The organism is Paractinoplanes ovalisporus, from assembly GCF_016834655.1.
Classification (GTDB): Bacteria; Actinomycetota; Actinomycetes; order Mycobacteriales; family Micromonosporaceae; genus Actinoplanes; species Actinoplanes ovalisporus.
Map to the genome: position 1 here is coordinate 729,108 of NZ_JAENHP010000003.1, position 11,452 is coordinate 740,559.

Consider the following 11,452-nt stretch of genomic DNA (forward strand, 5'->3'; position numbering starts at 1 on the left):
GGCCGGCGGAAGGGCGCACTGTGACGAGGCAGCGGTGGATGCGCTCGCTCTCGGTGGCGACGGCCGCTTTCGTCGTGTGGGCGGTGACCGGTCAGGCGTCGGCCCTCATGGCGGGTGCGAGCACCGGCGAGGGCGGGTGGCCGGGCGGGCCGGTGCTGCGGGTCGAGGCCGACCACGGCTTCCTCGACCGCGGGCTGACCTGCACCGGCACGCTGATCGCGCCCACGTGGGTGGTGACCGCGCAGCACTGCACGAACGTCGGGCGGGCGCCGGGACACCCGTACCGTCCGCGGGATCTGACGGTTCGCGTCGACCAGCCGGTGGCGGTCGACGAGGTCTACCGGATGGGCGGCTACGACGCCGGAAGCCTGGTCAACGACGTGGCGTTGCTGCGACTGTCCACGCCGGTCACGTCGGTGACGCCGGCCCGGATCGCCGAGACGCCGTTGCGGTCGGCCTCCGGCGCCCAGGTGTACGGCTTCGGCGGGCCCTCGGCCGCGATGCACGCCGCCGACGTGCGGGTGACGTCACGGGCGGTTGTCAACGAGGGGCCGTGCCTGTTCCCGACCGGCTCGCTCACCTTCGTCACGTCGGTGCACGGCGGTTCGTCGCAGGGTGACAGCGGGGGCCCGCTGCTGGCCTGGCAGGGTGACGTTCCGCTGCTGCAGACGGTGACGGCGGGCGCGGCCGACCGCGAGACGTGCGGGCTGCCGAGCCTGCAGGCGCGCCCGGAGTCGTGGGTGGGCATCTCCAACCGGGTGGACCGGGCCAGCACGGCCTGGGCGTTCCTGAGCGCCCACGTACCCGGTCTCTGACCTGTTTCGCGGGGCCGGCCCGCAGTGGCCGCCGACCGACCGGCGCGGCCACCCCTGGGCAGGCGGGCGGGCTCGCGTCCGCCTGCCTGCCCAGCCCTCCACTCCCACCCCGCGCGAGCCGAGCGGCGTGCTACCCACCCCCGGGGCCGCGCGCGCCCATGCCGAACCGCCTGCAGGCCACCCGCGCAGCCGCGAGCTGAACCACGCGTCCCGCATCCGCCTGAGCCGAGCCGGGGGCGGTGGTCGAAACGCGCGCGAGACGAGCCGTACGCGGCATGCGAAGCGCGTACGCCGGGGCGGAGCGGCTCACCGCCGTACGAGGGAAACGGCTCTTGATCTGGGTGTGTAACCGGCCCGAGGTAACCAGTCGCCTGCACGCGAAGCGCGTGTGTCGGGGCGGGGCGGGCCACCGCCGTACGAGGGAAACGGCTCTTGATCTGGGTGTGTAACCGGCTCGGGGTAACCGGATCGGGCCGAAACGGGCTCCCCAACGCGAGGGGTCGGCGTGATGGGTCGGCCGATTCCGCGGCGGCATGTCGAGTTCGTAGCGTTGAACTCAGACGAGCTTGCCGGAAGGCCGGACCGCGACCCCGGGAACCTGGTCGCCGTGGCCGGCCGGAGTGACCGCCGCCGGGTAACGCTTCGTCCAGGCGCGCGGAGGCGGTCACGGGCCGTGGGTGGGCGGGCAGCGGGGCGGCGGCCCGCCCACCCGACGGCCATCATGGAAGGCATGGACCACCTCACCGCGCTCGGCTCGCTGTTCGACTCCGAGGGACGCCACGACCCGTACCCGGCCTACGACGTGATGCGGGCCCACGCGCCCGTGTTCCAGGCACCCGACGAACGCTGGTATGTGACGACCCACGCACTGGCCAACCGGCTGCTGCGCGATCCGGCCGTACGGCTGGCCGACGCGAGCGACTACGACCAGTTCTGGCCCGAGTGGCGCGAGAACCGCGGCGTCGCCTCGGTGGTGCTGTCCATGTTGCAGAGCAATCCTCCGGACCACACCCGCGTGCGCCGGGCGGCCGCGGCCACCTTCACGCCCCGGCGCATCGCCGCGATGCGTGACGTGATGACCGCCCAGGTCGAAGACCTGATCAAGCAGATGCCGGCCGAGGCCGACTTCATGACCGCGTTCGCCTACCCGCTGCCGGTCGGGGTGATCTGCGCCCTGCTCGGCGTGCCCGAGGCCGACCGCCCGTGGTTCCGGCAGCGCGCCCACGACCTGACCATCGTCCTCGAACCGATCAGCACGGTCGAGGAGATGAACCTGGCCGACGTGGCCGGTCGCGAACTCGAGGACTACTTCGTCGGCCTGATCGCCGAACGGCAGAAGAACCCGCAGGAAGACCTGACGAGTGCCCTGGTCGAGGCGGGCGCGGGCGGCACCCTGACCGGCGAGGAACTGCTGGCCAACCTGGTTCTGCTGCTGGTGGCCGGTTTCGAGACGACCGCCAACCTGCTCGGCACCGGCCTGCACCTGCTGCTCACCAACCCGGCCCAGGCCGGCCGCCTGCGCGCCGACCACGATCTGGCGCCGGCGTTCGTCGAGGAGATCCTGCGGTACGACTCCCCCGTCCAGCTCACGTCGAGGTTCGCGACCGAGCCGATCGATCTGGGCGACGGCGTCACGGCTCCGCCCGGCGCCGCGCTGACGATGCTGCTGGGCGCGGCCAACCGTGACCCGGCCCGCTACGACGATCCGCATCGCTTCGACCCCGACCGCCCGGCCATCCAGCCGGTGTCCTTCGGCGGCGGCGCCCATTACTGCCTGGGCGCGCCGCTGGCCCGCATGGAGGCCCAGGTCGCGTTCCCGCTCCTGCTGACGTTGCTGCCGCGGCTGAACCTCAACGGCGATCCCGTACGCCGTGACCGTCTTGTTCTGCGCGGCTTCTCGGAGCTGCCGGTCACTACAGCGTGAGGCTCGCGCGGCCGCCGGCGCCGGTCACAACAGGCTGACGCCGTGGTCCCGTAGACGCTGCAGCAGGCGGTCGTGCGGGAGCCCGTACCGGATGTGGCCTTGGAATCCGACCGTGGTGGGGGCGGCGATCAGCGAGTTGAGCAGCGCCTCCTCCACCGCCTCGAGCACCCCGGCGAAGGCGGGCTCGACCGCGGACTCGGGCGCCCGCCCCTCACTGGTCGAGAACGCCAGCGCGTAGTCGCCGCTGCCGCCCGCGAAGTCGGACCCGGCCCGGTCCATGGCGAAGATTGCCCGCCGCGCGATCCGCCCGAGCTGCCGCGCGTCGAACGGCCCGTCGGTGGCGACCACGATCACGCACGAGTTGCCGGGGTGGGCCGGTGGCGGCGGCACACCCACCGACGACGGCGGCACCGGCACGCCCAGCACCCGCAACACGCCGGAGAAGTTGGACTGCACGATCACCCCGACCGTGTACGGCCCCACCACGCGCGACGCCGTCCCGATGCCGCCCTTGAAGCCGAGCGCCCCGGTGCCCGTACCGGCTCCGACTGCCCCTTCGAGCGGCGCCCCGCCGGCCGCGCCGTCGAGCGCCGCGAGCACGTGCTCCTCGGTGATCGGCCGGGCCCGGATGTCGGACAGGTAGCCGTCGTTGGTCTCGGCCACCACCGGGTTCACCGACGTGCGGCCGGGGTCGCGCAGCATCCAGGTGACCAGCGCGTCGGCCACCCGGAACGTCGACAGCGTGGCCGTGAGCAGGACCGGAGTCTCGATCTCACCCAGCTCGGTCACCTGCGTGGTGCCGACCATCTTGCCGTAGCCGTTGCCGACGAACAGACCCGCCGGGCACGGCAGCCGGGGAGGGACAACGGCGGTGATTCCCGTACGGATGGAGTCCCCGTCCACCAGTGTGGTGTGCCCGACCCGGACCCCGTCCACGTCGGTGATCGCGTTGTGCGGCCCGGCCGGCCGTTCCCCGACGACGATCCCCAGATCCCGGGCGCGTGTCACGACACCACCAGCGGGACGGATTCGAACGCGCGCAGCACGAACGTGGGCCGGTTGACCGGTTCGGCGGACAGTGCCAGGTTCAGCGGCAGCAGGGCGGACAGGCCCGCCTGCAACTCGATGCGGGCCAGCGGCGCACCGAGGCAGAAGTGCAGGCCGGCGCCGAAACCCAGGTGCGGGTTGGGATCGCGGCCGGCGTCGAAGGAGTCGGGCGAGTCGAACACGGCCGGGTCCCGGTTGGCCGCCCCGAGCAGCGCGGCGATCGAGGCGCCGGCCGGGATGCGTACACCGGAAATCTCGACGTCGGCCGTGGCGGTGCGCACGAACATGTGCAGCGGGGAGTCGTACCGGATCATCTCCTCGGCCGTCACCGGCACCAGCGACGGGTCGGCCCGCACCCGCGCGAGCTGGTCCGGGTGGCGCAGCAGGGCCACCACTCCCCCGCCGAGGGCGTTGACGCTCGCTTCGTGCCCGGCGTTGAGCAGCAGAATCGCCGACGCGACCAGCTCGTCGGCCGACAGTTCCCGCACCGCGACGAGATGGCTGATCAGGTCGTCGCGCGGTTCGGCGGCCCGACGGGCGGCGAGATCACGCAGGTAGGCGGCGAACTCCCGGCACGCGTCGAGGGCGGCGGCTTCCGTTTCCTGCGTACGGGAGATCTCGTACATCCGCACCATCGCCGCCGACCAGGGCCGCAGGTTGGGCCGGTCGGCCCGCGGCACCCCCAGCAGCTCCGCGATGACCGTGACGGCGAGGGGTTCGGCCACATCGGCCAGCAGATCGAACCGGGCCCCCGCCTCCCGCACCAGCCGCCGCGCCTCGGCCGCAACCGGTTCGCGCAGCCGCTCCACGTGCCCCCGCGCGAAGGCCCGCGCCACGAGCGACCGCAGCCGCGTGTGCACGGGCGGCTCGTTCTCCATCATCTGGTTGCGGTGCAGCAGGTTGAACGGCTCGTACACCTCGGCCGGTTCCCGGTCGCGCCAGATCCGCCCGAGCCGCCGGTCCCGCAGAACCGCATCGGCCGCCGCGTGGCTCGCGGCCAGGAACTGCCCGGTCGGCTCGTGCCAGGTCACCGCACCCCGCTCCCGCAGAGCCGCCAGCCCCGGATACGGATCCTGGATGAACACGGGGTCGTCAAAGTCGATCACCACCCCTCGCACGCTATACGTTCGCCCTATGGCAGACGATTCCCTGCGCTCGGTGACCGTGGAGCGCACAAGCCTTGGCCGGTACGAGGTACGCAACGCCCGCGGCGGCACGATGACCATCGGCGTCGGCGAGGGCGCCGAGTTCACACCGGTGGAGTTGCTGCTGGCCGCGATCGGCGGCTGCACCGGCGCCGACGTCGACTTCATCACGAGCAAACGCGCCGAGCCGGACAGTTTCGTCGTCCGGATCAGCGGCGACAAGATCCGCGACGGGGCCGGCGGCAACCGCATGACCAACCTGACGGTCGAGTTGCACGTGACGTTCCCCGAGGGCGAGGCCGGCGACGCGGCCCGGGCGGCCCTGCCCCGCGCGGCCCAGATGTCCCACGACCGCTTGTGCACCGTCTCACGCACGGTCGAACTCGGTTCCCCGGTCGACACCCGTGTCAAGCCATAGCCGGCGGCTCCCCAGACCCCGCGTCAAGCCGAAGCCGGCGGCTCCCCGGACCCCGCGTCACGCCGAAGCCGGCGGCTCCTCGGGCCTCTTGCGGAAGCGCAGCCACAAGCCGTATCCGGCCGCGGCGGCGCACCCGACGGCGGCCCAGATCACGACCCGCTGGAGCCGCCGCTCGGCCGCCGCATCGCAGGCCGCGCGGAAGTCGTCCAGGTTCGCGTCGGCGGGCCGGTACGGGCTGAGGAGCGTGCCGCAGTCGCTGAAGTCCCCGCCGTCACCGAGGTAGGTGCGGGTCAGCACGATTGCTGCGGGCGTCAGCAGCACCGTTCCCGCACAGCACCAGCGGACCCCCTGCTCGAACGAGCCGGCCCCTCCCGAGAGCATCCGGATCGCCACGCCGAGGCCGGCCCCGCAGGCCACCACGATCGCAACGACCAGAATCGCCAGCGGCGTGCTGATGCTGTTGACGTACGGGCTGCCGACGTCGCCGACCAGCGCAAGAACGCCCCCGAGAACCCCGGCCACCAGACCGATGTGGGCGATGTACCGCATATGACGCAGAGTAACTGCCCACTTTCCGGGGCACCTTTGGCCCTTCTGCAAGGTCGAAAGCCTCAGGTACCGGACAGCCGCTGCCGATGGTCGGGCCCGTGAAGCTCGTCGAGGACTCGTTGACACACTGGTTGGCGGCCGCCGACGAATTGGATGCTTTCGACGTCGCGCTGGCCCTTCCCGCGGCCGACGACGGAGAACGGGCCGTCCTGGCGCGGGTCAGGCTTCTCCTGCTCGCCGGACGCCCCCAGGAAGCGCTGGTCCTTCTGTCCCGGCTGCACATCACGCATCTTCCAACCGGGCCCGCGACCTCCTGGCCCGACCTGCTGCTGGCGGCGTGCCGCGCGGCCAGCGGTGACCCGGGAGCCTACCGATGGCTGCTGTCCGCGGTCGCCGCCTTGCCGGACGCGTGGCAGCTCCTCTACCTGGTCGGCGCGGCCGCCGAGCAGTGTGGCGACTACGGCACGGCCGACCAGGCCTGGACATCGCTCGTACGGGCACACGGTGTCGTCACCGGCTTCACGCTCGCCCGCCACATCGGCGCCGTTGTGGCCCGGCGCGACCAGCGGTCCGCCGCGACCGTGGCGCAGGCCATGATCGATGTGGTGGAGCAGGTCGTCGCGGCCGATCCCGACGTACACACGCATCCGCAGGTGTTCCGGTCCGCCGCAGGCTACCTGCGGCGTCGCGGTGACCAGGCCGGCGCCGCGTTGCTGCTGCACACCGCCTCGAACCGCCTCCCGGACGCACGTGGATTGCCCGCTGCCCCGCGACGGCGGAAGCTCCTGGACCTGACGCACATACCGCTCCTCGCACCGGCCGCCTCCCTCGCCGTGTGGACCGACTGGCCGCCGCTCGTCCTGACCGGAGCCGTGCCGGTCCTGCTGGTGCATCGCCTCGCGGCCGGACCCGAGGGGGACGCCGCATTGCGGGCGGTGGCCCGTCTGCGGCAGGGTCCGGCCGCGCGGGGCCTGACCACCGAGAACCGCATCGTCGGGGCGATCCTGCTGGCGATCCTCCTGACCGGAGCCGTGCCCGTCGCCAGTGTTCTGGCCAGGTCCGTCACCGGCCGCGCGGACGCGATCGCCCGCACGGCCCTGCACGCCGTGGTCAGCGGCGTCGCCTACGCCATCATCATGGCAATGTTGACCGCGGTGGCGGCAGCGCTCATGGCGGTCGCCCGTCGTCACAACTGGCGTTCCGAGCGCCACCGCCGGCAGCAGGCCGACCGCCACCGCCTCACCGACGCGGGCGACTGCCGTTGCTGGCGCTCCAGCGCGCTGGCCGGGAGCTATGCGGCCGCCTACCTGGAACGCCACCTGGTATCCCCGACACCGGTTGGTTGGTTGCCGGGCGCCCGGCTGGCCCGATGCCCCACGACCGGCACACTCTGGCTGGCCACAGCGGCCACCGAGACCAGCGAAGTCATGCTGCTGCGGGGAGCCGGCCAGCCCGCCCCGGCGCCGGCGCCGGGCGGCTACCTCTGAACGGGCGTGCCGTGACGCTGTGGGCGCCGGTCAGTATCCGATCAGGAGGCCGCCGATCAGGGCGAGAGTGACCAGGGCGAAACCGGCGATCACGGCGGGGGCGCGGGCCGGACGGCCGAGCAGAAGGCCGGTAAGGGTTACGGCCAGGCCGGCGAGTGTCGCCGCCGCCGGGAGCGGGCGTGCCCAGTCGGCACCGCTGATCGGGCACATCACCTGGCCGGAGCTGTCGGTGCAGGCGTTCGACATCAGGTTGCTGGTGGCCACCAAGGTGAACGCAGCGAACACGAACAGCGCAACGAACAAGCCCGCAAAGGCCGCGACGGTGGACGGCGGGCCGTAGCGGTGCCGGGTGAACCACCGATGTGTCATGCCGAACCCGAATCGTTCCGGTGCGGTGCTGAGCCGTGGGGGCCGGGCCGGTCGCAGGCCGGCCCGGCCGGAACGGTCAGCCCTTGGAGGACAGCAGGGAGTCGAAGACGGCGCCTCGGTCGAAAGTCATTGCCTTCTCGAGGGCCCGGGCCGCCATCTCGTGCTTCTCGGCCTCCGTCATGTCGAGGACGGCGTGGTCGAGGGCGTCGGCCAGGGCGTTGATGTCCCCCGGCTCGACGATCACCGCCGTGTCACCCACGGCCTCTCCGGTGCCACCCGTCAGGGTGGTGATCACCGGGCCGCCGCCGGCCAGCATCTTCTCGGCCAAGGCTATGCCGAAGGTTTCGACGAAGTCCGGTTCGGGTTTGGTGGGCAGGGCGTAGGCGGCGCAGCCGCGCATGAGCAACGGCTTCTCCTCGTCGTCGACGTCGGTCAGGAAGATGATGTTGTCGTCCTCCTTGGCCATCGCCTGCACGTGTTCCAAGGCGGGGCCGGTGCCGGCGACCACCAGCTTGACCTTGTCGCGGCTGCGCATCTGGCCGTACGCGATGACCAGGTCGTAGATGCCCTTGGCCCGGGCCACCCGGGACAGGAACAGGATGTAGCCGCCCGGTGTGAGGCCGCGCCGGGCCAGGGCCGCCGCCACCGCCTCGGGGTCCAGGTCGAGGTAGGCCGAGGCGTCGATCGGCGGGTAGCTGACCGTGACCCGGGAACGGCACTGCTCGGCGAACGACGTGCCGCAGGCGGCGTCCACCTCGAGGGCCGAGGCGATGATCTCGTCCTTGGTGAACTCGGAGACCGCCACCACCTCGTCGTTGGCCAGGAAGGTGGTGAACAGGACGGTGGCGGCGCCGAAGCGGCCCTCGCGCAGGCACTGGCGGATGACGTTGGTGACGTCCGAGCCGACCGCCTTGGCGATGGTGTGCACGTCGGGTTGCAGGCCGGCGGCCCGGGCCGCGTTGACCGCGTCGACCACCACCGTGGTGTGCGGGACGGTGTACATCGACAGGCAGACGGTGGGGATCGGCTCGGCCAGCAGCTCGACCAGCCGGCCGGTCAGCCCGGCCAGGTGGCGGCCGTCGGGCACGCGGTAGTCGCCGACCGCCTCGGGGCGTTCGACGGTGATGCCCTCGCTGTACGGCAGGAGCCGGTCGAGCGGCTTGAGCGGCAGACCGGCCGCCTGCAGCACGGGAATGGGCCAGGTGAGCAGGCGTACGTCCGTGAAACCCCGGGTGAGAGCGACCTCGGCGAGGTTGCGGGCCTCGCCGGAGTGGCCGCAGATCACCGGGTCCGCGCGGACCACGATGACGAGACGACGGTCGGGCTTGTTCAACGTGCGGCCTCCGAAGGGGGTGGGTCGGACAAGGAGGGCGGGCGGTTCCCGTTCCCCCAGCTCGACGGCTCCGGGCCCAGCCGCAGGTGCAACCGGCCGCCGCGGTGCACATCGGCGGCGCTCAGGTGGGTGGCGTGCAGGGGTCTGCCGTTCAGGGTGGCGCTCTGGACGAACAGGGCGGGCGGCTCGCGGTCGATCCCGTCGACGCCGATCGGGGTCTCGCGGTGGCCGCTGGTCTCGACGACGAACTCGCCCTCGGGCATCTGGATCGCGGCCCGTTCGAAGGCGGGCGCGTTGACCAGGAACAGGTGCTGACCGGCGACCGGGAACAGGCCCAGCGACGCCCACACGTACCAGGAGGACAGGCCGCCCGAGTCGTCGTTGCCGGGCAGGCCGCCCGGGCCGGTGCCGAACTGCCAGGTCAGCGCGGAGTGCACGATCTGCGCGGTGCGGTCGGGGCGGCCGGCGTAGTGGTAGGCCCAGGGCGCTTCCATGTCGGGCTCGTTGTTCAGGCCCTCGAACCGCTTGAGCGCGTAACCGGCCTGCATCTCGGCCGCGGGCGGGCGTTGACCGGGCTGCTTGACCGGCTCGGCGCCGTAGCCGAAGAAGCGGTCGAGCTTGCCGATGAACGCGTTGTCGCCGCCGGCCAGGTCGATGCGGGCGCGCATGTCGTGCAGCAGCCGGAACGAGTAGTTCCACTTGCCGCCCTCGTAGAACTCTGAGTCGCGCAGCAGGCCGGTGACCGGGTCGAACGCGTTGACCCAGCCCCGGCTGCGCTCCTCCAGATCGGCGGCCAGGCGGCGGTCGCCCAGGGCGCGCGCCACGCGGGCGGTGCAGTGGTACCCGTACGCGAGGTCGAGGGTGTGGGTGATCGGGTGGACCACGCCGTGCTCGTAGAAGTCCTCGCCGTACATGCGGCGCAGGTCGTCGACCATGTGCACGAGCGCCCAGGCCCAGTCGATCGGGGCCCGCCCGAGCGCGTGGGCGTCGGCCAGGGCGGTGTGGGCGAGGGCGCTGGCCTGGCGGAAGAACCGGTCGGCGCCGCGGGCCATGCGGTAGCCGATCGGGAAGTTGCCCTCCTCCTCGCACACCCGGATCAGCGATTCGAGCAGGTCGGCGGCCCGGTCGGGCACGAGCGCGGACAGCAGCGGGATCTGCGTCTTGTAGATGTCCCACATGGTGCAGACGTCGAAGGCGTACGGGCCGGAATTGGGCCAGAACGGGCTTTCGTCGTCGGCGAAACACGGCTTGACCAGCGCGTGATAGAGCGCGGTGCCGAACACCGTGCGGCGGGCGGAAGTGCCACCGTCGACCTGGACCTTGTCGAAGTGCTCGCGCCACTTGGCCCGCGTTTTCGCCCGTACGGCGGTGAAGGCCGGACTGTCGTCGCCGCACTCGCGCCGCAGGTTCTCGCGGGCCTGGTCGCACCCGCGCAGCGAGAAGCCCATCCGGACCTCGATCGTCTGGCCGGCGCGGGCCGAGCCGCGGAACAGCATGCCGAAGGGGCGCAGGTTGGTGTGCCGGATGCTGTCGAAGTCGAGCCGGGTGCCGCCGTCGATCAGCCGCCGGTCGTACCAGAGCATCTGCCGCCAGTTGGGGCTGTCGACCTCGACATAGACCGAGAGCGGCACGCCCTCCATGACGACCGTGCCCTGGGCGCGGCCGTGACCCATGCTTTCGATCTGCGCGCGCAGCGGGATCGTGCGGCCGAGCTCGGTGGCCAGGCCGCCGCAGGACAGGTCGAGCACCACCCGGGCGCTGCTGGCGGCGGGGAACGTGTAGCGGTGCACCGCGACCTTGTCGCCGACCGTGATCTCGCTGCGGATGCCGGTGTCGAGGGTGGCCGCGTAGTAGCCGGCCTCGGCCGTCTCGTCGTGCAGGTCCCAGGACTGCCCGAGGTCGTCCAGCGGCTGCACCATCGGGGTGACGCGCACGTAGTTGTAGTACTTGCGGATCGCGCCGGTGCCGGACTGCTGGAAGTGGGTGAACCCGGACGCCTGGATCCGGTCGAACATCGTCTCGGGGACGCCCTCGGTGTTCTTCGTGTAGAGCCCGTAACCGGTCGGGTAGGCCCCCGAATAGGCGCAGGCCGAGACCATGCCGAGCGGCGCGGTGGCACCCGGGTGGGTGTTGCCGACCTGAGGTTTCGGGAACCACCAGGTGGCGGCCAGTCCGCGGGCGGGAGGCAGGTCCGTCGCCGCGGTGCCGATGAAGGGGTCAACGTTGTCGAGAATGACGGGACACTACCCAGCGGCGCGCGGCCAGAGGTTTCGGCAAGATGAACTCCGTAGGTCAGAAGTGGATCTTGGATAGGGATGGCTGCCTCTCGATCCATCTTGTCGTACATCCGGCCCTTCCCTGGGCG

At 72.0% G+C, this 11,452-nt stretch carries 10 protein-coding genes; 4 read left to right on the forward strand and 6 right to left on the reverse strand.

Features of this window, described 5'->3' with window-relative positions; translation table 11 throughout:
* The first annotated feature begins 20 nt into the window (after window positions 1-20).
* Both JIG36_RS13625 and JIG36_RS13630 read left to right on the forward strand, forming a co-directional pair.
* Window positions 21-815: a trypsin-like serine protease gene (locus JIG36_RS13625; RefSeq protein ID WP_203376498.1), complete on the forward strand. Its 795-nt coding sequence runs from the start codon at window positions 21-23 to the stop codon at window positions 813-815.
* A 730-nt stretch (window positions 816-1,545) separates the two neighbouring features.
* Window positions 1,546-2,739, forward strand: a complete 1,194-nt coding sequence (locus JIG36_RS13630; RefSeq protein ID WP_203376500.1) for a cytochrome P450 — start codon at window positions 1,546-1,548, stop codon at window positions 2,737-2,739.
* A 24-nt stretch (window positions 2,740-2,763) separates the two neighbouring features.
* Here JIG36_RS13630 and JIG36_RS13635 read toward each other — a convergent pair whose 3' ends face one another.
* The gene (locus tag JIG36_RS13635) at window positions 2,764-3,747 is read right to left on the reverse strand and encodes a P1 family peptidase (protein WP_307872698.1); all 984 of its coding nucleotides are present in this window, start codon (window positions 3,745-3,747) and stop codon (window positions 2,764-2,766) included.
* Entirely contained in the window at window positions 3,744-4,895 is a 1,152-nt protein-coding gene (locus JIG36_RS13640; RefSeq protein ID WP_203376501.1) for a cytochrome P450, read from the reverse strand. The genes JIG36_RS13635 and JIG36_RS13640 overlap by 4 nt, the downstream gene beginning before the upstream one ends.
* A gap of 25 nt (window positions 4,896-4,920) precedes the next feature.
* Here JIG36_RS13640 and JIG36_RS13645 point away from each other — a divergent pair, with 25 nt between their 5' ends.
* Complete coding sequence (locus JIG36_RS13645; RefSeq protein ID WP_203376502.1) at window positions 4,921-5,349, forward strand: OsmC family protein; 429 nt, start codon at window positions 4,921-4,923, stop codon at window positions 5,347-5,349.
* Window positions 5,350-5,406: 57 nt separating this feature from the next.
* Here JIG36_RS13645 and JIG36_RS13650 read toward each other — a convergent pair whose 3' ends face one another.
* Window positions 5,407-5,898 carry a hypothetical protein gene (locus JIG36_RS13650; protein ID WP_203376504.1) on the reverse strand — a complete coding sequence of 164 codons (492 nt, stop codon included), beginning with the start codon at window positions 5,896-5,898 and terminating at the stop codon, window positions 5,407-5,409.
* A gap of 98 nt (window positions 5,899-5,996) precedes the next feature.
* On the opposite strand from JIG36_RS13650, the gene JIG36_RS13655 reads away from it, so the two are divergent.
* Complete coding sequence (locus JIG36_RS13655) at window positions 5,997-7,385, forward strand: hypothetical protein (RefSeq protein WP_203376505.1); 1,389 nt, start codon at window positions 5,997-5,999, stop codon at window positions 7,383-7,385.
* 30 nt (window positions 7,386-7,415) lie between these two features.
* On the opposite strand, the gene JIG36_RS13660 is transcribed toward JIG36_RS13655, so the two are convergent.
* The 3 genes from JIG36_RS13660 to JIG36_RS13670 all read right to left on the reverse strand — a co-directional run bounded on the left by JIG36_RS13660 (window position 7,416) and on the right by JIG36_RS13670 (window position 11,321).
* Window positions 7,416-7,754 (reverse strand): hypothetical protein, encoded by a 339-nt coding sequence (locus JIG36_RS13660; RefSeq protein WP_203376506.1) that lies wholly within the window; start codon window positions 7,752-7,754, stop codon window positions 7,416-7,418.
* Between the two features lie 76 nt (window positions 7,755-7,830).
* Window positions 7,831-9,087, reverse strand: coding sequence for a glycosyltransferase (locus JIG36_RS13665; RefSeq protein WP_203376508.1), 1,257 nt, complete (start codon window positions 9,085-9,087; stop codon window positions 7,831-7,833).
* On the reverse strand, window positions 9,084-11,321 hold the full coding sequence (locus JIG36_RS13670) for a glycoside hydrolase domain-containing protein (protein WP_203376712.1): 2,238 nt from the start codon (window positions 11,319-11,321) through the stop codon (window positions 9,084-9,086). The genes JIG36_RS13665 and JIG36_RS13670 overlap by 4 nt, the downstream gene beginning before the upstream one ends.
* Between the last annotated feature and the right edge of the window lie 131 nt (window positions 11,322-11,452).

Bases quoted from the DNA above. Each gene is read 5' to 3' on its own strand.
- JIG36_RS13630 (WP_203376500.1), top strand. From the start codon at position 1,546: ATGGACCACCTCACCGCGCTCGGCTCGCTGTTCGACTCCGAGGGACGC.
- JIG36_RS13645 (WP_203376502.1), top strand. From the start codon at position 4,921: ATGGCAGACGATTCCCTGCGCTCGGTGACCGTGGAGCGCACAAGCCTT.
- JIG36_RS13650 (WP_203376504.1), bottom strand. From the start codon at position 5,898: ATGCGGTACATCGCCCACATCGGTCTGGTGGCCGGGGTTCTCGGGGGC.
- JIG36_RS13660 (WP_203376506.1), bottom strand. From the start codon at position 7,754: ATGACACATCGGTGGTTCACCCGGCACCGCTACGGCCCGCCGTCCACC.